17 protein-coding genes are annotated in these 23,254 nt (G+C 67.5%); 16 read left to right on the plus strand and 1 reads right to left on the minus strand.

Translation table 11 applies throughout. The annotated features are described in order from the left end of the window. Window positions 1-47 precede the first annotated feature (47 nt). On the minus strand, window positions 48-2,540 hold the full coding sequence (locus tag AB4059_RS15735) for a penicillin-binding protein 1A (protein WP_498980185.1): 2,493 nt from the start codon (window positions 2,538-2,540) through the stop codon (window positions 48-50). 220 nt (window positions 2,541-2,760) lie between these two features. On the opposite strand from AB4059_RS15735, the gene AB4059_RS15740 reads away from it, so the two are divergent. The 16 genes from AB4059_RS15740 to AB4059_RS15815 all read left to right on the plus strand — a co-directional run. Then, a complete protein-coding gene (locus AB4059_RS15740; RefSeq protein ID WP_498961090.1) occupies window positions 2,761-3,819 on the plus strand; it encodes a pilus assembly protein PilM in 1,059 nt (352 codons plus the stop codon). Next, the gene (locus AB4059_RS15745; protein WP_498980186.1) at window positions 3,819-4,517 is read left to right on the plus strand and encodes a PilN domain-containing protein; all 699 of its coding nucleotides are present in this window, start codon (window positions 3,819-3,821) and stop codon (window positions 4,515-4,517) included. The genes AB4059_RS15740 and AB4059_RS15745 overlap by 1 nt, the downstream gene beginning before the upstream one ends. Next, window positions 4,514-5,200, plus strand: a complete 687-nt coding sequence (locus AB4059_RS15750) for a type IV pilus inner membrane component PilO (protein WP_498980187.1) — start codon at window positions 4,514-4,516, stop codon at window positions 5,198-5,200. The genes AB4059_RS15745 and AB4059_RS15750 overlap by 4 nt, the downstream gene beginning before the upstream one ends. Beyond that, window positions 5,200-5,733 carry a pilus assembly protein PilP gene (locus AB4059_RS15755; RefSeq protein ID WP_498980189.1) on the plus strand — a complete coding sequence of 178 codons (534 nt, stop codon included), beginning with the start codon at window positions 5,200-5,202 and terminating at the stop codon, window positions 5,731-5,733. The genes AB4059_RS15750 and AB4059_RS15755 overlap by 1 nt, the downstream gene beginning before the upstream one ends. 12 nt (window positions 5,734-5,745) lie before the next feature. Next, on the plus strand, window positions 5,746-7,638 hold the full coding sequence (locus AB4059_RS15760; protein WP_498980191.1) for a type IV pilus secretin PilQ: 1,893 nt from the start codon (window positions 5,746-5,748) through the stop codon (window positions 7,636-7,638). Window positions 7,639-7,760: 122 nt separating this feature from the next. Beyond that, on the plus strand, window positions 7,761-8,765 hold the full coding sequence (locus tag AB4059_RS15765; RefSeq protein WP_498961080.1) for an AAA family ATPase: 1,005 nt from the start codon (window positions 7,761-7,763) through the stop codon (window positions 8,763-8,765). Window positions 8,766-8,767: 2 nt separating this feature from the next. Continuing rightward, complete coding sequence (locus AB4059_RS15770) at window positions 8,768-9,682, plus strand: DUF58 domain-containing protein (RefSeq protein WP_498980193.1); 915 nt, start codon at window positions 8,768-8,770, stop codon at window positions 9,680-9,682. Between the two features lie 7 nt (window positions 9,683-9,689). Continuing rightward, window positions 9,690-10,136, plus strand: a complete 447-nt coding sequence (locus AB4059_RS15775) for a DUF4381 domain-containing protein (RefSeq protein ID WP_498980195.1) — start codon at window positions 9,690-9,692, stop codon at window positions 10,134-10,136. Next, the gene (locus AB4059_RS15780; protein WP_498980197.1) at window positions 10,133-11,134 is read left to right on the plus strand and encodes a vWA domain-containing protein; all 1,002 of its coding nucleotides are present in this window, start codon (window positions 10,133-10,135) and stop codon (window positions 11,132-11,134) included. Before AB4059_RS15775 ends, AB4059_RS15780 begins: the two co-directional genes overlap by 4 nt. Beyond that, window positions 11,131-12,918, plus strand: coding sequence for a VWA domain-containing protein (locus tag AB4059_RS15785; RefSeq protein ID WP_498980199.1), 1,788 nt, complete (start codon window positions 11,131-11,133; stop codon window positions 12,916-12,918). Before AB4059_RS15780 ends, AB4059_RS15785 begins: the two co-directional genes overlap by 4 nt. Further along, window positions 12,915-14,570 carry a BatD family protein gene (locus tag AB4059_RS15790; protein WP_498980201.1) on the plus strand — a complete coding sequence of 552 codons (1,656 nt, stop codon included), beginning with the start codon at window positions 12,915-12,917 and terminating at the stop codon, window positions 14,568-14,570. The genes AB4059_RS15785 and AB4059_RS15790 overlap by 4 nt, the downstream gene beginning before the upstream one ends. Window positions 14,571-14,625: 55 nt before the next feature. Continuing rightward, a complete protein-coding gene (locus AB4059_RS15795) occupies window positions 14,626-15,933 on the plus strand; it encodes a dicarboxylate/amino acid:cation symporter (RefSeq protein ID WP_498980203.1) in 1,308 nt (435 codons plus the stop codon). 79 nt (window positions 15,934-16,012) lie between these two features. Then, window positions 16,013-18,004 (plus strand): transketolase, encoded by a 1,992-nt coding sequence (gene tkt / locus AB4059_RS15800; protein ID WP_498980205.1) that lies wholly within the window; start codon window positions 16,013-16,015, stop codon window positions 18,002-18,004. Between the two features lie 316 nt (window positions 18,005-18,320). Next, window positions 18,321-20,183 (plus strand): ZirU family protein, encoded by a 1,863-nt coding sequence (locus AB4059_RS15805; protein WP_498980207.1) that lies wholly within the window; start codon window positions 18,321-18,323, stop codon window positions 20,181-20,183. A gap of 70 nt (window positions 20,184-20,253) precedes the next feature. Continuing rightward, window positions 20,254-21,000, plus strand: coding sequence for a ZirU family protein (locus AB4059_RS15810; protein WP_498980209.1), 747 nt, complete (start codon window positions 20,254-20,256; stop codon window positions 20,998-21,000). Between the two features lie 218 nt (window positions 21,001-21,218). Beyond that, the coding region (locus tag AB4059_RS15815) for a hypothetical protein (RefSeq protein WP_498980211.1) at window positions 21,219-23,254 on the plus strand (2,036 nt) is incomplete at its 3' end.

The following is a 23,254-nucleotide window of genomic DNA, read 5'->3' on the forward strand; positions in this document are numbered from 1 at the left end:
CATCGACCCGCGCGCGAACCGTCACGCCGGCCGTGGCCGGCGCGGGCTCAGAAGATGTCGTACGTGTCTTCGCTCGGCGCCTGGTCGTCGGGGCCGTAGTCGACGTAGCTTTCCATCCGTTCGAGGTCTTCGGCCTTCACCCATTCGGTGATGCCGCCGGTGCTGCCCGGGATGAGGTGACCGCCCGGACCCACCGCGACTTCGACCATGCCCTCGGGCGGGTCGTTCGCCATCACCGGGCGGCCTTGCAGCGCGACGCGCATGTAGTCGATCCAGATCGGCAACGCGGCCTTGCCGCCGTACTCGCGGTAGCCGAGCGATTTGTAGTCGTCGCGGCCGACCCACACGGTGGTCGCCATGTTGCCGCCGAAGCCGGAGAACCACGCGTCGCGATGGTCGTTGGTCGAACCGGTCTTGCCGCCGACGTCTTCGCGGCCGAGGACCTTGGCGGCCGTGCCGGTGCCGCGCTGCACGACGTCGCGCATCATCGACACGAGCTGGTAGGCCGTGCGTTCGTCGATCGCGCGCGGCGCGAGCGTGGTGCCTTCGGCGAGCTTCACCGGTTCGGCGGGCTTGGAGGTCTTCACCGTCGAGGGCGACGCCGGCGCATTGCCCAGGTCGAAACCGTCGACGACCGTGGAGGTCACCAACTGCCCGTTGCGCATGCCGCAACCGCGGCAGGCCACCAGCGGCTTTTCCTTGAAGATCACCTTGCCGCTGCGGTCCTTCACGTCGTCGACGAGGTAGGGCGTGACGAGGAAACCACCGTTGGCGAACACGGCGTAACCGCGCGCGACCGCCAGCGGCTGCAGCGACGAACTGCCGAGCGACATCGACAGGTTCGGCACCAGCTGGTCGATCGGGAAACCGAAGTGGCTGATGTACTTGCGCGCGTAGTCCACGCCGATCGCGTCGAGCAGGCGCACCGAGACCAGGTTGCGCGACTGCACGAGCGCTTCGCGCAGACGCATCGGGCCGGCGAAGTTGCCCGAGTCGTTCTGCGGGCGCCACAGGTGGCCGACGCGGTCGCGGAACACGACGGGCGCGTCGAGCACGATCGAGGCGGGGTTGTAGCCCCGGTCGAACGCCGCCGCGTACAGGAAGGGCTTGAAGCTCGAACCGGGCTGGCGACGCGACTGCGTGGCGCGGTTGAACTTGTTCGCGGCGAAGCTGTAGCCGCCGACGAGGGCGCGCAACGCGCCAGTGTCGGCTTCCATCGAAATCAGCGTCGACTGCGCGCGCGGCACCTGGTCGAGCGCGTAAGTGGTCGTGGCATCGGCCGGCGGCGGCACCGGCTTGCCGTCCTTGTCGAGCGTGGCGCGCGGGAGGTCCTTGCGCACGCGCACGATGTCGCCTCGCTTGAGGAGCTCGCCCGGCGATTTGCCGGTCCACTGGCTCGACTTGGCATCGAGGGTCAGTTCCGTGCCGTCGCCGAGCATGACGGTCGCGTTGCCGCCTTCGGTGCCGGTGACGAGCGCAGGCAACAGATTGGCCTGGGTGATGACGCCGCGCAGGTGCGCACGCAGTGCTTCGGGCGTTTCGTTCGCCTGCAGTTCCACCTGCTTCTCGGCGCCGCGCCAACCGTGGCGGTGGTCGTACACCAACAGGCCATCGCGGATCGCCTGGTCGGCGGCGGCCTGCAGCGTCGGGTCGATCGTCGTGGTGACGTGGTAACCCTTGGTCAGAACGTCGCCGCCGAAACGCGCGACCATTTCCTGTCGCACCATCTCGGCCACGTACGGCGCGTACACCTCGATCGGGCGCTCATGCGGCGTGGCGTGCATCGCCACCGACGCGCTGGCCTGTTCTTCGGCCGGCGAGATGAAACGCAGCTCGCGCATGCGCTGCAGCACGTAGTCGCGGCGGATCTTCGCGCGTTCGGGATTGGTGATCGGGTTGCCGCTGGACGGGAATTTCGGGATCGACGCGAGCGTGGCCATCTCGTCGAGCGAGAGCTGGTCGAGCGACTTGCCGAAATAGAATTCCGCCGCCGCGGCCACGCCGTAGGCGCGATTGCCGAAGAAACTCTTGTTGAGATAGAGCTCGAGGATCTCATCCTTGGTCAGCTCCTTCTCCATGCGCATCGCCAGCATCATCTCGGCGATCTTGCGCGAGTAGCTGTATTCGGAGCTCAGGAAGAACTGGCGCGCGACCTGCTGGGTGATCGTCGAACCGCCCGGCACGCGCTTGTCGTTGGTGGTGGCCAGCAGCCACACCGCGCGCGCCACGCCCTTGTAGTCGACGCCGTGGTGCTCGTAGAAGCGCGAGTCCTCGATGGCGATGAAGGATTGCTTCAGGCGCGGCGGGACCTTCTCGATCTGGATGGGGTAGCGCCGCGTTTCGCCGAACAGGGCCATCAGGCGCCCGTCGCGCGCGTACACGTACATCGGCTCCTGCAGAGCCACGTTCCGGAGCTGGTCCACGTCGGGCAGCTTCGGCGCGATCAGGAAGTAAAGCAGCCCGAGCCCGAGGACCCCCAGGACGGCCGCACCCAGAAAACCCACCAAACCCCAACGCAGCACACGACGAAAACGAGACATCAAACCAATCCGATTGCGGGCTTCTTGGGACAAGGAGTATAGAGGAGGCGTGGGGAATGCCTCGGCGGCCGGAAGTGACCGCCAAGGCCGTTCAGGAAGGGGAATGTCGGACTTGTGATGGGCGCCCGGGGTAGGGGAGGTTGCCAGATCGTTTAAAGTCCGTTATTTAATGCTTCGGGGCACGAAGTGCGCGTAAGCGCCCGTGAATAGGGGAGAAAACGTGGGATTGATCACAAACAGTCAGCCGCCGCTGATCGGGGTCGACATCAGCTCGACTGCCGTCAAGCTGCTGCAGCTCTCCCGATCCGGGAACCGTTACCGCGTGGAGCACTACGCGGTCGAACCTCTGCCGCCCAATGCCGTGGTGGAAAAGAACATCGTCGAGGTGGAAGCCGTCGGCGAAGCCATCAAGCGCGCCGTCAACCGCTCGGGCGCCCGCGCCCGGCACGCGGCCGCGGCCGTCGCCGGCTCGGCGGTGATCACCAAGATCATCCCGATGCCGGGCGACCTGGACGAGACCGACCTGGAATCGCAGGTCGAGCTCGAAGCGGTCAACTACATCCCGTACCCGATCGAGGAAGTGAACCTCGACTTCGAAGTGCTGGGCCAGATGCCGGGCAACGCGGACATGGTGCAGGTGCTGCTCGCGGCCTCGCGCACCGAGAACGTCGATGCCCGCGTCGCCGCGCTCGAACTGGGCGGCCTCACCGCGAAGGTGATGGACGTGGAGGCCTTCGCGATCGAGAACGCCTTCTCGCTGCTCGCCGATACCCTCAGCGCGCCGCGCGACGGGATCATCGCCCTGGTCGATACCGGCGCGACGATGACCACGCTCAACATCCTGCGCAACGGCCGCAGCCTCTACAGCCGCGAGCAGGTGTTCGGCGGCAAGCAGCTCACCGACGAAGTGATGCGCCGTTACGGGCTGAGCTACGAAGAAGCCGGCCTGGCCAAGCGCCAGGGCGGGTTGCCGGAAAGCTACGACATCGAAGTCCTGGAGCCCTTCAAGGAAGCGATGGTCCAGCAGGTCAGCCGTCTGCTGCAGTTCTTCTACGCCGGCAGCGAATTCAACCGCGTCGACCAGATCGTCCTCGCCGGCGGTTGCGCCTCCATCCCCGGCATCGCCGCGATGGTCGAAGAGCAACTGGGCGTGCCGACGGTGATGGCCAACCCGCTGGCGCAGATGACGCTCGGTCCGCGCGTGCAGGCGCATGCGCTGAACCAGGACGCCCCCGCGCTGATGATCGCCTGCGGCCTGGCCATGAGGAGCTTCGACTGATGGCACGGATCAACCTCCTCCCTTGGCGCGCCGAGCGCCGGCGCCAGCGCCAGAAGGAATTCATGGCGATGGTGGGCGCGGCCGCGCTGGGCGCGGTCGTCCTCTCCTTCCTGATCTACATGTTCTACAACGCGCAGATCGACGGGCAGACCGACCGCAACGCCTACCTCGAAGGCGAAATCACGAAGGTCCAGGCCAAGATCGACGAGATCAAGCTGCTCGACGAGAAGAAGGCCAAGCTGCTCGCGCGCAAGACGGTGATCGAAGAGCTGCAGGCCAACCGCTCGCAGATGGTCCATCTGTTCGATTCGCTGGTGCGCACGATCCCCGACGGCGTCACGCTCGCCTCGATCCAGCAGAACGGCGAGATGCTCACGCTCAAGGGCCGCTCGCAGTCCAACGCGCGCGTCTCGACCTACATGCGCAACCTCGAAAGCTCGGGCTGGATGACCAACCCCGAACTCTCGGTGATCGAAGCGCGCGGCACCAACAAGGGCTTGCCGTACGAGTTCGACCTGCAGGTCAAGCTCGCCAACCCCAACGCGCCGAAGGACGAAAACAAGGACGGCATCCCCGATGCCGCGCCGACGGTCGCGCCGCCCACCGGTGTCACGCCCGCCAGCGCCGGCACCGCCGCCGCCCCGGCCAAGGCCGCGCCGGCGCCCGCCGCCGCCCCGACGAATGGAGCCGCGCCATGAGCCAGAAGAAGATGGCGCTGAAGGACGTCAACCTCAACAACACCGCGTCGTGGCCGCAGTCGTACAAGATCGCGTTCTGCGCGCTGATCGCGGCGGTCATCATCGGCCTGGTCTGGTACTTCGTGATCACCGGGCAGCGCGACCAGCTCGCCGACCTGGACCGCAAGGAAGCCGACCTGCGCGCGACGTTCGAAGACAAGCAGGGCCAGGCCGCCAACCTCGAACCGCTCAAGCTCCAGCTGGCGCAGATGGAGCAGCAACTGCAGCAGATGCTGCGCCAGTTGCCGAGCAAGACCGAGATGCCGGACCTGATCATCGACATCTCGCAGACCGCGCTCGCCACCGGCATCACCAACGAGCTCTTCCAGCCGGGTCCGGAAGCGCCGAAGGAGTTCTACGCCGAGAAGCCGATCCAGCTGCGCATGGTGGGCACCTACCACCAGTTCGGCGCGTTCGTGAGCGGCGTGGCTTCGCTGCCGCGCGTGGTGATCATGACGATGCACAACATCGTGCTGACGCCGCGCAACCCGACGCCGGGCGCCAAGATCGGCCCGAACAGCATCCTGCAGCTTGCCGGTACGGTGAAGACTTACCGTTATCTCGACGACAACGAGACGCCCGGTGCCGGTGCCCCCGCCAAGGGCGGCAAGAAGGCGCCTCCGCCGAAGGGAGGGAAGAAGTGATGACTTCCAAGCACACCTCCCGCGTCCTGTTGGCGATCGCGCTGCTCGTGCTCGCCGCCTGCGGCCGCAGCGTCAACAGCGGCCCCGAACCGGCGCGAGACCTCGAGAAATGGGTCGCCGAAGTGAAGGCGCGTCCCGCGCCGCCGCTCGATCCGCTGCCCGTGATGCAGCAGTTCGAGACTTTCGAATATGCCGCCCAGGCCTTGCGCGATCCCTTCAGCGAAGCCTTCAGCGACATCAGTGGCGGCAGCGGCCCGCGCCCGGACCCGAACCGCCCGAAGCAGACGCTCGAACAGTTCCCGCTCGACAGCCTCGACATGGTCGGCACGCTCGGCAGCGGGTCCAACCTCATCGCGCTGGTCATGGCGCCGGACAAGGTGACGTATCGCGTTCGCCCCGGCGTGTATTTGGGGCAGGCCGACGGTCGCGTGACCGCGGTCTATGAAGACCGGATCGAACTCGTGGAATTGGTGCCGGATGGTGCGGGCGGCTGGCTGGAACGCCCTGCGACCGTCGCGCTCGAAGATCAATAAGGGGAAAGGACGATGACCTTGCACAACGCCACACCGATGCGGCCTGCACGGCGCCCCTTCCTTCGGGCCGGGGTGCTCGGGCTCGCGATCGGGCTCGTGACGGCCTTCGGCGCCGCGGATGCCGCCCAGGCAACGGGCGTCCTCGCAGCGCAGTCCGCGGCCACCGCGGCCAACGCGCCCACGCCCAACGTCGATCCGAGCAAGAACGTGCCCGGCACGATCTCCGTCTCCAACATCGACTTCAAGCGCGGCGACGGCGGCTCGGGCCGGCTGAGCCTGCGCTTCAGCGGTTCGGGCGCGGTTCCCGACATCCGCAATGAAGGCTCGCGCGTGATCATCGACGTCGGCAACGCCAGGTTGCCGGCCTCGCTGGCCAAGCCGCTCAACGTCGAGGATTTCGCGACGCCGGTGCAGCGCATCGAAGCGCGGGCCGACGGCGCGGGCACCAAGCTGGTGCTGGCCACCAACGGCCAGTACGAGTCGATGGCCTACCAGACGGGCAACGAATACGTCGTCGAAGTCGTGCCGCGCGCCGCCGCCAAGCCGGGTGCGAACGCCGCCGTCGGCGCCACCACGTCCAACGCGCCCGCCAAGGTCTACGGCGGCCGCCCGGTGACCTTCAACTTCCAGGACGTGCCGGTGCGCACCGTCCTGCAGCTGATCGCCGAGGAATCCAACCTCAACGTCGTCGCTTCCGACACGGTGGCCGGCAACGTCACGCTTCGCCTGATCAACGTGCCGTGGGACCAGGCGCTGGACATCGTCCTGCGCGCCAAGGGCCTGGACAAGCGCCGCGACGGCAACGTGGTGTGGGTCGCCCCGCAGGACGAAATCGCCAAGTACGAACAGGCGAAGGAAGACGCGCGCATCGCGATCGAAAACCGCGCCGAGATGATCACCGAGTACATCCCGATCAACTACGGCAACGCCGAAGACATCGCCAAGCTGTTGACCGAAGAAAGCAAGTCCAGCTCCGGTGGCGGTGGCGGTGGCGCGAACAGCCAGCGCGGCTTCCTCTCGCCGCGCGGCAGCATGAGCTTCGACCGCCGCACCAACACGCTGCTGATCATCGACATCCCGTCGAAGGTCGCCGAAGTGCGCCGCCTCGTGGGCCTGCTCGACAAGCCCGTCGACCAGGTGCTGATCGAAGCCCGCATCGTGATCGCCACCGAATCCTTCGCCCGCGAACTGGGTGCGAAGTTCGGCATCGCCGGCGCCAACAACAACGTGCTGTTCAACGGCAACGTCGCCAGCAACACCGCCAACAGCGGTGCGGTGCGCCCGGTCCCGCCGGCCAAGTCGCTCAACGTCGACCTCCCGGTCGTCGGTGCGGCCGGCTCGCTCGCCCTGTCGATCATCAACGCCGGCTACGTGCTCGACATGGAGCTCTCCGCGCTGCAGACCGAAGGCCGCGGCGAAGTGATCTCCAACCCGCGCATCGTCACCAGCAACCAGAAGGAAGCGGTGATCCGCCAGGGCCAGGAAGTCGGCTACGTGACGATCGCGCAGCAGCAGGGCTCCGGTGCGGCGATCCCGAACGTGCAGTTCAAGGACGTCCTGCTCGAGCTCAAGGTCACCCCGACGATCACCAACGACGGCCGCGTGTTCCTCAACATGGCCATCAAGAAGGACGAGATCGAAGGCTTCATCGATACCGACATCGGTGAAGTGCCGCAGATCAACAAGCGCGAAATCAACACCGCGGTGCTGGTCGACAACGGCCAGACGGTCGTGATCGGCGGCGTGTACGAGTTCCGCGACCGCGCCGACGTGACCAAGGTGCCGTGGCTGGGCGACCTGCCGGTGATCGGCAACCTGTTCAAGAAGAAGGGCCGCACGAAGGAGAAGGCCGAGCTGCTGATCTTCGTGACGCCGAAGGTGATGATGGTCTCCCAGCGCGGTTGATCTTCTTCGCCAAAGGATGAATGCAACGGGGCCTCATGGCCCCGTTGCCGTTTCCGGGTGAACCAACGGGCCGCGAACCAGTCAAACTCGGCCCGACACCGCCCGGGATCCCCCGCCCCAGCATGGACAATCGCGCCGACAGCCACACCGCACCGCCGTCCCGCCTGCACGCCGCCTTTTCCGCGTTGCGCGACCAGCTCTCGGCCGAGATCGTCGGGCAGGGCGAACTGATCGAACGCCTCCTCATCGCGCTGCTCGCCGACGGGCACCTGCTCGTCGAAGGCGCGCCGGGCCTGGCCAAGACGAGCGCGATCCGTGCGCTCGCCGCGCGCCTGGATGCCGCCTTCGCCCGCGTCCAGTTCACGCCCGACCTGTTGCCCGCCGATCTCACCGGCACCGAGGTCTGGCGCCCGCAGGACGGCCGCTTCGAATTCCAGCCCGGGCCGATCTTCCATCCCATCCTGCTGGCCGACGAGATCAACCGTGCGCCGGCCAAGGTCCAGTCGGCCCTGCTCGAAGCGATGGGCGAACGCCAGGTCACCGTGGGCCGGCAGACCTATCCGCTGCCGGCGCTGTTCCTGGTGATGGCGACGCAGAATCCGATCGAACAGGAAGGCACCTTCCCGCTGCCCGAAGCGCAGCTGGACCGTTTCCTGATGTACCTGCGCATCGGCTATCCGGCCGCGGCGGCGGAAACCGAAATCCTGCGCCTGGCCCGCGAACGCGCGCGCAACGTGCTGCAGGCGACGACCGAAGCGGTCGAACGCATGCCGATCGACGACGTCTTCGAAGCGCGCGCCGCCGTGCTCGACCTGCATCTCGCGCCACCGGTGGAGCGTTACCTCATCGAACTGGTGCTCGCCTCGCGCGAGCCGACGCGCTACGACGCTTCCCTTGCGCGCCGCATCGCCTGGGGCGCGAGCCCGCGCGGTTCGATCGCGCTCGAGCGCTGCGCGCGTGCGCGCGCATGGCTCGCCGGACGCGACTTCGTCACGCCCGAAGACGTGCGTGCGATCGCGCCCGACGTGCTGCGCCATCGCGTGTTGCCCAGTTACGAAGCCACGGCCGAAGGCTGGGACGGCGATCGCCTCGTGCGCGCGCTGCTCGACAAGGTGCCCTTGCCCTGACCATGCCTCGTGCCGTGCCCCCGCAGGAAGGCATCGTGCCCACGCTGCAGGAACTGGTCGGGCTGCGTGCGCTCGCACTCGGGCGGCGCGCGCCGCGTCGCGGCCGGCATGGCGTCACCGGCCATGCGCTCTCGCCGATGCGCGGCCGCGGCATGGAATACGCCGAATCGCGCGAATACGCGATCGGCGACGACGCACGCCACATCGACTGGCGCCTCACCGCGCGCAGCGGGCGGCCGCACACCAAGTTGTTCCAGGCCGAACGCGAACGCCTGACGCTGCTCGTCGCCGACACCGCGCCGACGCTGTATTTCGGCACGCGCGTGCGCTTCAAGTCGGTGCAGGCCGCGCGCGCGGGCGCGATCGCCGCATGGGCCGCGTTGCGCGATGGCGACCGTGTCGCCGCCTTGCGCGGCAGCCAGCGCGAAGCGCCGATTCCCCCGGCAGGCGGGCCGCGCGGCGCATTGCGCGTGCTGGATGCGCTCGTGCGCTGGTACGCCGCGCCGCCCGAAGACGACGCCGGCCTGGGCGTCGCACTCGACCAGGCGCAACGCGTGCTGCGTCCGGGCTCGCGCCTGATCGTGCTCGCCGATCCGGCGAGCATCGCCGCCATCGATCCGCATCGCTGGCCGGCGTTCGCCTTGCATCACGACACGACGGTGCTGCTACTCGTCGATCCGCTCGAGCGCGACCCGCCGAAGGCGGCGCTGCCGTTCGCAACGGGCGACCACCGCGTCGAACTGGATCTGGCGACCGCCTCGCAACGCCAGCGTTGGCGCGGCGAGTTCGTCGCGCCCATCGAAGCAGCGTTGCAAGCCTTGCCCGCGCGCGGCGTGCGCGTGGATGTGTTGTCGACCGATGCGCCCAGCGACGCCTGGCTCGGCGCATGGGGCCGCCCACAGGCGAGCGTGGCCTGAAATGCGCATGACGCCCGACCTCGTGCTGCGCGACGTGCATGCCGCTCCCGCGACCTCGTGGTGGCCGCTGGCGCCGGGGTGGTGGCTCGTGCTGGCCGCGCTCGTCGTCGTGATCGGCGCGCTCGCGTTTCTCGCGCGTCGCAAGCGCGCGCGGCGTCGCGCCATCGCCGGCGTGTTCGACCAGGCGCTCGCGCGCGCGACCACGCCCGCCGCGGAAGTGGCCGCCATCTCCGAACTCCTGCGCCGCGCCGCGCGCCGCAAGGACCCGCAAGCCGATCGCTACGAAGGCGATCGCTGGCGCAAGCACCTGGATACCGGCGCACGCGAACCCTTGTTCGACGGACAAGCCGGCAACGTGTTGCTCGAAGGCGCGTTCCGGCGCGACGTGGATCCGAAGGACGTCGCCGATCTGCGCGCGCGCGCACGCCGCCGCTATCTGGAAATGATGCGGTGAACGCACTCGCGCAATGGTTGTCCGCCTTCGCCTGGCCACTCGCGCTGCTCGCGATTCCGCTGCCGCTGCTCGCGCGCTGGGTATTGCCGCGCCGGCGTTCGGGCGCGGCCGCTTTGCGCGTGCCCTACGGTGCGCACATCGACAAGGTCGCGCAGGCGGGCAATGGCCACGCCTTGCGCGGTCGCGGCGCCGGGTTGCTCGCGTGGCTGGCGTGGATCGCGTTGTGTTTCGCATGCGCGCGCCCGCAGGAACTCGGCCCGCCGATCGCGCCGCCGCAAGTCGGCCGCGATTTGATGCTCGCCGTCGATCTGTCCGGCAGCATGAGCGAAGAGGACATGGAACTCGGCGGCAACGTGGTCGATCGGTTGACCGCCGCGAAGGCCGTGCTCGCCGACTTCCTCGATCGGCGCGGCGGCGATCGCGTCGGCCTGCTCGTGTTCGGCCAACGCGCCTACACGCTCACGCCACTGACACTCGACCTGACGACGGTGCGCCAGCAATTGCAGGACAGCGTCGTCGGCCTGGCCGGGCGCGAAACCGCGCTTGGCGACGCGCTCGCACTCGCGGTGAAACGCCTGCAATCGCAGCCCTCCGAACAACGCGTCGTGATCCTGCTGACCGACGGCGTGAACACCGCCGGCGTGCTCGATCCGGCGAAGGCCGCGGAACTTGCGCGCGACGCGAAGGTGCGCGTGCACACCATCGCCTTCGGTGGCGAAGGCGGCGTGTCGCTGTTCGGTTTCCGCCTGCCCGGCGCGGGCGATTCGGAAATCGACGAAGCCGGCCTGCAACGCATCGCGCAGATCACCGGGGGTCGCTTCTTCCGTGCGCGCGATACCGAATCGCTCGCGGGCATCTACGCGGAGATCGATCGCCTCGAACCGATCCGCCGCCCGGGGCAGGCCGTGCGTCCGCGCATCGAGCGCTATCCGCTGCCCTTGGCGATTGCGCTTGGCCTCGCAGCGCTGGGCGCCGTGCCTTTGCGGAGGCGCGCATGAGCGGTTTCGATCTCCTGCATTTCCTGCGCCCCGCGTGGCTGTGGGCCTTGCTCGCCTTGCCGCTGATCGCGTGGCTGTGGTGGCAACGCACGCGCCGCGACAATGTCTGGCGCGCGTCCGTCGATGCGCACTTGCTGCCATTTTTGCTCGAGCCGGCGTCTAACGTGCGCACGCGCGGCACGCTCGTCGCCGTGCTGCTCGCCTTCGCATTGGCCGTGATCGCGCTCGCCGGGCCGGCATGGAAACAGGTCGCGCAACCGGCGTGGCAGAGTCGAACGCCGTTGGTGGTGGCGCTGGATCTGTCGAGCAGCGCGCTGGCAGCGGACCTGCCGCCTTCTCGCTTGCTGCAGGCGCGCGCGAAACTCGCCACCTTGCTGCGCGAGCGCGCGGGCGGGCAGGTGGGCTTGCTCGCATTCGCCGACGATGCGTACACCGTCGCACCGCTCACCGACGATGCCGCGAACGTCGCCCTCTTCCTCGACACGCTCGCGCCCGACGTGATGCCCGTCGACGGTCATCGACCCGATCGTGCGATCACGCGCGCCGTCGACCTGATGCGCCAGGCCGGCTTCGACCATGGCGACATCCTCGTGCTCACCGACCATGGCGACGCCGCCGCGAACGCCGCCGCCGCGCAAGCGATGAAGCGTGGCATGCGCGTCTCCGTTCTCGGCCTGGGCAGCGAGGAGGGCACCGTCGTGCAACAGGTGGGGGGCGGGATCTCGCGCGTGTCGCTCGATCCCTCGTCGTTGCGATCACTGGCGAGCGCAGGTGGCGGGCGTTACGCAGCCTTGTCCATCGATGATGCGGACTTGCGTGCGCTGGAGATCCTGCATGCCGATCCCACGAGCGCGACCTCCACGCAGGGTCGCGCGGGCCGCAGTTGGGAAGACGCAGGTTATTGGCTCATTCCGCCGTTGATGTTGCTGGCGGTCTTCGCGTTCCGGCGCGGGGCGGGCCCGGCTGCATTGCTGGTGGTGTTGTGCGTGCCGATGGGATTCGCACATGCGCAGGACAAACCGCAGGGAACACTGTGGCGACGCGCCGATCAGGTCGCGGCGCAGCGCATGGAATCGGGCGAGGCCGCTTACCACGCCGGCAAGTTCGACGCCGCGGAGCAGGCCTTCGACGGCGTGCCCGGCGCCGATGCGCAATACAACCTCGGCAACGCGCTCGCCAGGCAGGGCCGTTACGAGGATGCCCTGGCGGCCTACGATCGCGCGCTGCAGGCGCATCCGAACATGGAAGATGCCATCGCCAATCGCAAAGCCGTGGCCGCGGCGATGAAACGCAAGCCGCCGTCCGGCGATTCCAAGCGCAACGATCCGCGCGCGCAAGGCAAGCAGGACGGCAAGCAGCAACAACAGTCCGGCCAATCGCAGTCGCCGCAACAGCAGCAGCAACAACAGCAATCCGCGCAGCAGGGTGGACAGCCCAAACCCTCGCAAGGACAGCAACAAACGAGCCAACAACCGGAGCCATCCCAACAATCCGGCCAGTCGCCGCAGCAGGCACAAGCCAAACCGCAATCGCCGCAACAAGCGCAGGCGCAACGCGCCGCCGATGCCGCGCAACGCGAACGCATGCAGCGCGCGCTCGGCCAGGACAAGGCCGGCAAGCCGCAACAAGGGCAGGCGCAGGCACACGCGAAAACCCCGCAGGAACGCGAACGCCGCCTTGCGAACGAAGCCTGGCTGCGCCGCGTCCCCGATGATCCGGGCGGCCTGCTGCGCGCGAAATTCCGCCTCGAATACGAACGCCGCCAACTGGAGGGCGGCGAATGATGCGCAAGTGGGCCCTGACCACCCTCGTTCTGTTCGCGTTGCTTGCGCCCTGCGCGCATGCGCAGGTGCGCGCGTGGCTGGATCGCGACCGCATCGAAGCCGGCGAAACCACGACGCTCAACATCGCCGCCGATTCCGCGCAGGGCGGCCCCGACTACGCGCCGCTCGAACGCGACTTCATCCTCAGCGGGCATTCGAGCCAACGCAGCGCGCGTGCGGAGAACGGCCGCATCACCGTCAGCGCGCAGTACTCGGTGTTGCTGCAACCGCGGCGCGAAGGCGTGATCACGATTCCCTCGCTGCACATCGGCACGCAGACCACGCCGCCGCTCGCGCTCACCGTCGCGCCCCTGAGCCGAACGCCGACGAAGGCGGGCGACGATACGTTCATCGAATCGGAAATCGACGACGGCGATCCGTGGGTGCAGCAGGCAGTGGGATTGAAAGTGCGGCTGTACACCGCCGTCCCGCTGGTGTCGGGCGCGCTCGAACAGTCCGAACCCGAGGGCGCGACGCTGCGCAAGGTCGGCCAGGACGTGCAGTACACCCAGGAAATGGGCGGGCGACACTACAACGTAATCGAACGCCGCTTCCTCGTGATCGGCGAACGCAGCGGTCGCGTCGTGTTGCCGGGTGCGCGCTTCCGCGGGCAGGGCGTGGGTGGCTTCTTCGACGACCTGCTCGGCGATGGCCGCCGTCCGCTGGCCGCCGATGCGCCCGATCGCGTGCTGCAAGTGCGCGCGATTCCCGCCACGGCACCACAGCCATGGCTGCCGCTGACCGACTTGCGCCTGCGTTACGTCACCTTGCCGCATGCCGCGCGCGCGGGCGAATCGGCGACCGTGCAGATCGAAGCGGTCGCGGACGGCGCAGTCGCCGCGCAGATGCCCGAATTGCAACTGGCCTCCAACGGCGCGGCGCAAGTCTTCCCCGCGGCTCTGCAGGCCGATGAATCCTTCACCGAAGCGCGCCCGCGCACCACCTTGTCGCGCACGTTTTCGATCGTGCCCACGCGCGCCGGTGCGTTGCGCATCGAGCCGCCGCGGCTGGAATGGTGGGACGTGCGCGCAGGCGTCGCGCGCACCGCGACCTTGCCGCCGATCGATCTGAATGTCGCGCCCGGCACGGGCGTGAACGCGGCGACGCGGCCCGACGCGGGCGCGCCGGTCGACGTCGCCGATGCAACGCAAACCGGCGACGGCCGCATTGCGATCCCCGGCATCCAGGGGCGCGTCCTGCCGTGGGCCGCGGCGGCGGCCGCCTTTGCGCTGCTCTGGCTGTTCACGCTGCTGTGGTTCCTCGGCCACCATCCGAAGCACACGCCCGCGCCCGACGCGCCGGACAAGCCCGCCTCCCCACGCCCCGACCTCAAGCGCGCACTGGCCGACGGCGACCTCGGCGACATCGCCGAAACGCTGTGCGCCGCCGTGCAACCTCCCGCGGCCGACATCGACGCCTTGCGCGCACGCATCGCCGACACCGACCAACGCGCAGCCCTCGACGCCTTGCAGCGCGCGCGTTGGGCGGGCGGCGACCCACGCGCCGCGCGCGAGGCCCTTCGCCGCGCCTTTGCCCGCGGCGTGCGCGTGACAGCCACCGAGCGCACGGCAAACCTCCGCGATCCACTGCCGCCGCTCTATCCCCCGGCCTGAGCCGCGCGTTAAAGTCGCATTCGTTCCGCGGGGGGTCCGCGGCCCAGGAATCCGCATGGCCACGCCCACCGCGCGCAAGCGCCTTCCGCTGCACACGAAAATCGCGATCGGCTTCATCGCCGGCATCACGGCGGGCCTGCTGGTCCACGCCACCGGCAGCGATGCGGCCTGGGTGCAGTTGTTCACGACCTACGTCACCACGCCGTTCTCGAAGATCTTCCTGTCCCTGATCTTCATGCTGATCGTGCCGCTGCTGTTTTCGGCGCTGGTCGTGGGTATCGCGGAAATGGGCGACGTGCGCGCGCTGGGGCGCATCGGCTGGAAGACCTTGTTCTACACGGTGCTGCTCTCGGCGGTGGCGGTGCTCCTCGGCCTGGTGTTGGTGAACTGGCTCAAGCCCGGTGCGGGCGTCGACCCGGCGCTGGCGCAGCAATTGCTCGCCGACAACGCCGACCGCGCGAAGGAAATCGTGGCCAGCGTCGGCGAACAGCCGCGCGGCATCGACATGCTGGTGTCGATCGTGCCCGACAACGTGATCGCGGCGGCCTCCAACAACGGCACGATCCTGTCGCTGATGTTCTTCGCGGTGATGTTCGGCATCGGCCTGGTGCTCACGCGCACGCCGCAGACCGACATCCTCAAGCGCGGCATCGAAGGCCTGTTCGAAATCTCGATGACGCTGATCGGCCTGGTGATCCGCCTGGCGCCGATCGCGGTGTTCTGCTTCATGTTCAACCTGGTGTCGATCTTCGGCTTCGACCTGCTGCTGCGCCTGGGTGCGTATGTCGGCGTCGTCGTGCTTGCGCTCGCCTTGCACCAGTTCGTGAGTTATTCGGTCGCGCTGAAGTTGGCCGGCCAGTCGCCGGTGCGCTTCTTCAAGGGCGCGCAGGAGGCGATGGTGATGGCCTTCTCGACGGCCTCCAGCAACGCCACGCTCCCCACCGCGCTGCGCGTGGCAGAGGAAGAGCTCGGGTTGCCGCGCCGCATCGCGCGCTTCGTGCTGACCGTCGGCGCCACCGCCAACCAGAACGGCACGGCCCTGTTCGAAGGCGTGACGGTCCTGTTCCTCGCGCAGTTCTTCGGCGTGGACCTCAGCCTTGGCCAGCAGGCGATGGTGATGGTGGTCTGCATCCTCGGCGGCATCGGCACGGCCGGCGTGCCGTCGGGTTCGCTGCCCGTGGTGGCGCTGATCTGCGCGATGGTGGGCGTGGACCCGGTCGGCATCGGCATGATCCTGGGCGTCAACCACTTCCTCGACATGTGCCGCACCACGCTCAACGTGACCGGCGACCTCACGCTCGCCACGCTCGTGGCCGCGGGCGAACCCGACCTGGGCGCCGGCGAAACAGCCGCTACGCCATAGCTCACGGGCCGGGCGCATCGCGAACCCCGGGCATGGGACAATTCCGTTCCTGCCCGCCGATTCCGACCCCGCCCCCGCCATGCCGACGCCCAGCCGCCGCGACCTCGCCAACGCCATCCGATTCCTCGCCATCGATGCGGTGGAGGCCGCGAAGTCCGGCCACCCGGGCATGCCGATGGGCATGGCGGACATCGCGGAAGTCGTCTGGAACGACTACTACCGCCACAACCCGAACAATCCGTCGTGGTTCAACCGCGACCGCTTCGTGTTGTCCAACGGCCACGGCTCGATGCTGCATTACGCGTTGCTGCACCTGTCCGGCTACGCGCTGACGATCGATGACCTGAAGTCCTTCCGCCAACTCGAGTCCAAGACGCCGGGCCATCCGGAAAACTTCATGACGCCGGGCGTGGAAACCACGACCGGTCCGCTCGGCCAGGGCTTCGCGAACGCGGTGGGCATGGCGCTCGCCGAAAAACTCCTCGCGCAGCGCTTCAACCGCCCCGAGTTCGAAGTCGTCGACCACCACACCTGGGTGTTCATGGGCGATGGCTGCCTGATGGAAGGCATCTCGCACGAAGCCGCATCGCTCGCGGGCACGTGGGGCCTCAACAAGCTCATCGCGATCTGGGACGACAACCACATCTCGATCGACGGCGACACGCAGGGCTGGTTCACCGACGACACCGGCAAGCGTTTCGAAGCCTATGGCTGGAACGTGGTGCGCGGCGTCGACGGGCATGATGCCGATGCGATCAAGCGCGCGGTCGATGCGGCGCTCGCATCGAGCGACAAGCCCACGCTGATCTGCGCACGCACGACGATCGGCTTCGGTTCGCCGGGAAAGGCGGGCAAGGAGTCCTCGCACGGCGCACCGCTGGGCAAGGACGAAATCGTCGCCACGCGCGCTGCGCTGAATTGGCCGCACGATGCGTTCGACATCCCGCAGGACATCCGCGACGGCTGGCGCGCCGGCAACGCGGGCCTGGTGCGCGAAGACCAGTGGAACCGCCTGTTCGACCAATACGCCGCGCGTTATCCCGAACTCGCCGACGAACTCGTGCGCCGCGCGCGCAACGAACTGCCCGACAACTGGGCGTCGGCGGCTGATGCCTACATCGCGAAGCTGCAGGCCGAAGGCCCGGTCGTCGCGTCGCGCAAGGCTTCGCAGATGGCGCTGGAGGCCTACGGCCCGCTGCTGCCGGAACTGATCGGCGGCTCGGCGGACCTCGCGCATTCCAATCTCACCTTGTGGAAGGGCAGCAAGTCGGTCAACAGCGACGATGCGAACGCCAACTACATCTACTTCGGCGTGCGCGAATTCGCGATGACCGCGATCAGCAATGGCCTCGGCCTGCACGAGTGCTTCATTCCCTACGACGCGACCTTCCTGGTCTTCAGCGATTACGCGCGCAACGCCGTGCGCATGAGCGCGCTGATGGGCGCGCACGCGATCCACGTCTACACGCACGATTCGATCGGCCTGGGCGAAGACGGCCCGACGCACCAACCGATCGAGCACGTCGCCTCGCTGCGTTACATCCCCGGCAACGACGTGTGGCGCCCGTGCGACGCCGTCGAATCGGCGGTGGCGTGGCGCGCGGCGATCGAACAACACGACGGCCCGTCGTGCCTGGTGTTCACGCGCCAGAACCTCGCACACCAGCCGCGCACGCCGCAGCAGGTCGCCGACATCCGCCGCGGCGGTTACATCCTTCGCGACAGCAAGGGCGCGCCGCAGTTGATCCTCATCGCGACCGGTTCGGAAGTCGAACTCGCGATGCAGGCCGCCGCGCAACTCGGTGACGGCGTGCGCGTGGTGTCGATGCCGAGCACCGACGTGTTCGATCGCCAGGACCCGGCCTACCGCGAAGCCGTGCTGCCGAACGCCTGCCGGCGCCGCGTGGCGATCGAAGCCGGCGTCAGTGATTTCTGGCGCAAGTACGTCGGGCTGGACGGCGCGGTCATCGGCATCGATCGCTTCGGTGCCAGCGCACCTGCGGAGAAGTTGTTCCCGCACTTCGGGTTCACGGTCGACAATCTCGTGCAGGTCGCGAAGAACCTCGCATAAGTCGAACGCACGCAACGCATAGGAACGAGGCCCGCATTCGCGGGCCTCGTCGTTTCTGCCTGTCCATTCGATAGCGACGCGCCCTTGCGTGCGTTGCGTGGACGCATTGCGTCCGACGCAAAAAGTTCCTTCCGCGCATTTGTTTGCCCCTTGGGTCTATAGCGCCCTATGGCCGCTTGCTGTTCCCTTTGCAGGGAATGTTTCGCACAACACGCGCAGTCATTTCTTACGGGGCGAAGGGGATTCGCCTCATGTCGGGCGTAGGACCCGACCACAAGAATGCGCCCCACTTTCAGCGTCGTAGGGGACGCGTCAGATGACCATGCATCCACGGAAGCAGCACCGTTCCAATTTCCTGGCCAGATCGATCGCGCTGGCCCTCACCTTCCTGCTCGGCAGCCCTGCGGCGCTCGCCGAGGAGGACGAAAAGAAAAAGAAGTCGGACGAAGCGCAACGCTCGTCCAACGTCGAAGCCAATTCCCGTGCGCAGACCAAGAACGTGCAGGACAGCCTGCCCGACATCGGCGGCGCGGCGCAGGGCCCCAACAAGGCGAAGGAAGCGGCCGATTCGCTGACCACCAAGGCGATCAGCGCCGCGCAATCGGCGGCCAAGAGCTCGTCGACCAACACCAGCGCCAGCAGCACCAGCGCGACCGACCAATTCAAGACCGACGTTGCGAATGCCGCCATTTCTTCGGGGCTGAGCACGATCAAGGATTCGGACAACCAATTCCTCCAGCGCCTCGATGGCGGCATCACGCTGGGCTCGGAAGGCGATGTCGACGTCAATCTGAAAACGATGGGCATGCTCTACGGTGGCGAAGACAAGCGCCACTACCTGCTCACGCAATTCGGCGTGCACAACGAAGGCGATCGCGCGACGGCGAACGTCGGCCTGGTCTATCGCTGGATTGCGCCCGGCGACACCTGGTTGCTGGGTGCCAATGTTTTCTACGACCACGATTTCGACAACGGCGCGCACCGCGTCGGCCTCGGCGTCGAGGCGGCGACGCAATCGCTGCGCTTCTTCGCCAACACCTACGCGCCGGCATCGGATGCGTGGAAGACGATCGACGAAGCCCCGGATTTCGAAGAGCGCGCGGCCAGCGGTTACGACCTGGGCCTGACGTGGAGCCCCACGCGCGCGCCGGGTCTCGACCTCACCGTCAAGGGCTCGCGCTGGCACGGCGACCAGGTCGACGTGTTCGGCACCGGGCAAACGTACAAGGATCCCTTCGTCCTCACCACGAAGGTCAGCTACTCGCCGGTGCCGCTGTTCGGCATCGCGCTCGAGCACGACAGCGCGATGGGCACGGGCACGCGCGATACGCGCGTTTCGTTCAACTTCAAATACCAGCTCAACGAATCACTCGGCGCGCAGAAGGCGCGCAAGAACGTCGCGCAGAAGAACGATATCCGCCAGCGCGCGACGGACTTCGTCGAGCGCGAAAACAAGATCATCACCGAGATCCGCGAGAAGGATGTGCCGCTCGCGTTCGTCGGCCCGTCGGTGGTCAACGACAGCGTGATGTCCGACGCGATCTACAGCTATCAGTTGCAGGTCATCGGCGCGAAGGAAGGACACAAGTTCACGCTCGCCGGTCCCGATGCCGCGCTGTTCACGCTGGTCGGCAATGAGTTGCGCCTGGATCCGACGAAGATGTCGTCGGCCGATTTGGCCAAGGACAACCGCTTCGAGGCGACGGTCAATGTCGTCGACGGCCGCGGCCGTGTCGCGCAGCAGCACTTCATCATCGACGTGATCGACATCGATCCCGATGGCGATGGCCTGAGCAACGAGCAGGAAGAACACCACGGCACGGATCCGAACAAGCCCGATACCGACGCCGACGGCATCGACGACAAGACCGAAGTCGACAGCGGCACCAATCCGCTCGACCCGAACGACCCCGGCACCGGCAACACGCCCACCGGCGTGGAAGTGCACTTCAACGGCAGCCCGTTGTCGGGCGCGCCGATCGTGGGCTCGGTCCTCAATGCATCGGTGACCTGCGCCGGTGGCGGCAAGTGCACGACGCCGCTGGTCTACCAGTGGCAGATCGAAAGCGCCGTCGGCTCGGGCACGTACATCGATATCCCCGGTGCCGTCGCCGAAACCTACACCGTCACGCGCGGCGACCAGAAGCGACGCATCCGCGTGCTCGCCACCAAACCCTGATTGTTTTCTGCGCTCGCTTCGGCGAGCGCAGTGTCATGCAAGACCCGCAACATCAACCGGAGAACCCCAGATGCAACGCAACAAAACTTCCAACAACTCGCTGCGCAGGACGCTTCTCGCGACCTTCCTCGGCCTGTCGTTGTCGGGTCTGGCATTCGCTCAGACCGTCGTCACTTCACCGGAAACCGACTCGGTCAAGGGTCACGCGCCGATCGTCGCCACGGCGACGATCAACGTGACGCCCTCGGGCGCCGGTGGCCAGGTGCTTGCCGGTGACGTGCTCACCGCGAACTTCGTCGTGACCGACCCCGACAGCGACACGATCGATACGGCCGCCACCAGCGCGACCGTGCAGTGGACCGTCGACGGCACGAACGTCGGTGCGCCGGGCGCGATGACCTACACCGTGCAGGCGGCCGACGCCGGCAAGGTCATCACCTACACCCTGATCCCGCACACCGATCCGGGCGTCACCGATCCCTACCAGGGCGTGCTGACGATCGCGGCGAACGTCGGTACCGACGGCAGCGGCGGCGGCACCGGCCCGGGCGGCGGCGGCGAAATCAACCCGGCCGATCCGACGGCGCTGTTGTCCGTCGCGGTCACCCCGACCGGCAACCCGCTGGTGGGCACGGTCCTCACCGCGACCCCGACCTGCGTGGCGACCTGCGGCGCGGGCATCACGTACCAGTGGCAGATCGAAACGGCCGCGGGCTCGGGCACGTACACCGATATCTCCGGTGCGACGGGCGCGACGTACACGCCGATCAAGGACGACCAGAAGAAGAAGATCAAGGTCGTCGCAACCGCGCCGTAACGGCGCAAACGTCGGGCGTGGAGATGTCTCCGCGCCCGACATTCCGGCGGGCCTGCATGGGCAGGCCCGCATGCGATCTGCACGAAGGTGCAATCGCGGAACGAAAAAAGTTTCGTTACGTTGCCATGGGGAAATTCCCCGGCGACGTCACTCAAATTCCGGGTGTGCGATGCGTGTGATGCGCGGCGCGTGCTGATTCAAACAAAAGGGTTGTGCGCATGGCTGCTTCGTCTCGTCTGTCCAAACTGGTTCGCTCACTTATCGCGAGCTTCCTGGTCGTCGCCTTGCTGTCGGTCGCGGCCGCGCAATCGGTGGCGCCACGCCTGGTGCAGGTGGACGCGATGACCGAATCGGTCATGGGCCGTGCGCCGCAGGTCACGGTCGCCGTCGAGAACACGACACGACCGGGTGAAGCGCCCCTCGTCGGCGACGCGCTGCGCGCGACCGCGAGTACGACCGATCCCGACGGCGACACGATCACCGCAACCAGTTACCGATGGTTGCGAGCCGGCACCGAAATCGCCAGCACCAATACCTACACCGTGGTCGAAGCCGACCGCGGATTGACGCTTTCCGTCGAAGCGATCGCGACAACGGATTCGGCGATCACCGATCCTGCTAGCGGCACGGGCACCACGGACGTGACGGTCGTGAACAACACGGTTCCGACGGCGACGCCGACGATCACCGGCGCGGTGGGCGTGGGCTCGCAGCTCACCGGCAACCCCGGTTACAACGACGCCGAAGGCGATCCGGAAGGCACGCATACGTACCAGTGGTATCGCTCGGACAACGCCAGTGGCACGCCGCGCACGGCGATTCCGAGCGCGACTTCGGCGACGTACACGCCGGTTGCCGAAGACCAGGCGAAGCATCTGGTGTTCGGTGTCATCCCCGTGAGCACGGTGGCGCCGACGACGGGTGTGGAAGCGTTCGTGGTCTCCGCTCCGGTGCCGGGCACCGGGCCGAACATTACCAACGTGACGATCAGCGGCGAGTGGAAGGTCGGCGGCGTACTCGAAGGCAAGTTCGACCTGGTCGATGCCGAAGGCGATCAGATCGACGAAGCGAACATGCAATACACCTGGCACGTGAGCTCGTCGCCGACGGGCGGTAGCCCGGTTGCGGTCCCCAACTCCAACAGCCGCACGTTCACGCTGCGCCCCGAAGACATCGGCAGCGGCCGCCAGGTGTGGTTCAGCGTCGACAAGGCGGCCACGCTGACCGGCGTGCCGAAGGAGCGTCTGCGTCCGACCAGCCCGAGCGGCCAGTGGCAGGCGACGCGCCGAGGCGTGATCGAAGGCCGCGCGCCGACGATGACCACGCCGCTGATCAACGGCAACGCGGTCGTGGGCGAAACGCTGACCGCCGTGCCGCAAGGCTACGACGACCTCGATGGCGATGCGCAAGGCACGCATCTCTACCAGTGGTTCCAGGTTGACAACATCGCCGGCGACAACCCGGTTGCGATCGCGAGTGCCACCGGTGCGGCCTACGTCGTGCGCGTCGATGACTTCGCGAAGTTCCTGATGGTGCGCGTCACGCCGGTCAGTGCCACGGGTACGCCGAACACCGGCGATGCGGTCCAGGCGGTGACGAGTGCGGCCGTATCGGGTACCGCGCCGACGGCGACGCCGACGATCACCGGTACGGTAGCGGTTGGTACGCAGTTGACGGGCAACGCCGGCTACAACGACGCCGAAAGCGATCCGCAAGGCACGCATACGTACCAGTGGTATCGCTCGGACAACGCCAACGGCACGCCGCGCACGGCGATTCCGAGTGCGACCTCGACGACGTACACGCCGGTTACGGAAGACCAGGCGCAGTACCTCGTGTTCGGTGTCATCCCGGTGAGCACGGTGGCGCCGACGACTGGCGTGGAAGCCTTCTCGGTCTCCGCAGTGGTGCCGGGTACGGCGCCGAACATCACCAACGTGACGATCACCGGCGAGTGGAAGGTCGGCGGCGTCATCGAAGGCAAGTTCGACCTGGTCGATGCCGAAGGCGATCAGATCGACGAAGCGAACATGATCTACACATGGCACGTGAGTTCGTCGCCCACCGGCGGTGGCCCGGTTGCGGTGCCCAACTCCAACAGCCGCACGTTCACGCTGCGCGCCGAAGATGTCGGCAGCAACCGCCGCGTGTGGTTCACTGTCGAGAAGGCCGCCACGCTGACCGGCGTGCCGAAGGAACGCCTGCGTCCGACCAGTCCGGAAGGCCAATGGCAGGCTGCGCGCCAGGGTGTGAT

This window comes from Lysobacter sp. 2RAF19 (assembly GCF_052115395.1).
In the GTDB taxonomy this organism is placed as follows: Bacteria; Pseudomonadota; Gammaproteobacteria; order Xanthomonadales; family Xanthomonadaceae; genus Noviluteimonas.

Bases quoted from the DNA above. Each gene is read 5' to 3' on its own strand.
- AB4059_RS15735 (WP_498980185.1), bottom strand. From the start codon at position 2,540: ATGTCTCGTTTTCGTCGTGTGCTGCGTTGGGGTTTGGTGGGTTTTCTG.
- AB4059_RS15745 (WP_498980186.1), top strand. From the start codon at position 3,819: ATGGCACGGATCAACCTCCTCCCTTGGCGCGCCGAGCGCCGGCGCCAG.
- AB4059_RS15750 (WP_498980187.1), top strand. From the start codon at position 4,514: ATGAGCCAGAAGAAGATGGCGCTGAAGGACGTCAACCTCAACAACACC.
- AB4059_RS15755 (WP_498980189.1), top strand. From the start codon at position 5,200: ATGACTTCCAAGCACACCTCCCGCGTCCTGTTGGCGATCGCGCTGCTC.
- AB4059_RS15760 (WP_498980191.1), top strand. From the start codon at position 5,746: ATGACCTTGCACAACGCCACACCGATGCGGCCTGCACGGCGCCCCTTC.
- AB4059_RS15765 (WP_498961080.1), top strand. From the start codon at position 7,761: ATGGACAATCGCGCCGACAGCCACACCGCACCGCCGTCCCGCCTGCAC.
- AB4059_RS15770 (WP_498980193.1), top strand. From the start codon at position 8,768: ATGCCTCGTGCCGTGCCCCCGCAGGAAGGCATCGTGCCCACGCTGCAG.
- AB4059_RS15775 (WP_498980195.1), top strand. From the start codon at position 9,690: ATGACGCCCGACCTCGTGCTGCGCGACGTGCATGCCGCTCCCGCGACC.
- AB4059_RS15785 (WP_498980199.1), top strand. From the start codon at position 11,131: ATGAGCGGTTTCGATCTCCTGCATTTCCTGCGCCCCGCGTGGCTGTGG.
- AB4059_RS15790 (WP_498980201.1), top strand. From the start codon at position 12,915: ATGATGCGCAAGTGGGCCCTGACCACCCTCGTTCTGTTCGCGTTGCTT.
- AB4059_RS15795 (WP_498980203.1), top strand. From the start codon at position 14,626: ATGGCCACGCCCACCGCGCGCAAGCGCCTTCCGCTGCACACGAAAATC.
- tkt (WP_498980205.1), top strand. From the start codon at position 16,013: ATGCCGACGCCCAGCCGCCGCGACCTCGCCAACGCCATCCGATTCCTC.
- AB4059_RS15805 (WP_498980207.1), top strand. From the start codon at position 18,321: ATGACCATGCATCCACGGAAGCAGCACCGTTCCAATTTCCTGGCCAGA.
- AB4059_RS15810 (WP_498980209.1), top strand. From the start codon at position 20,254: ATGCAACGCAACAAAACTTCCAACAACTCGCTGCGCAGGACGCTTCTC.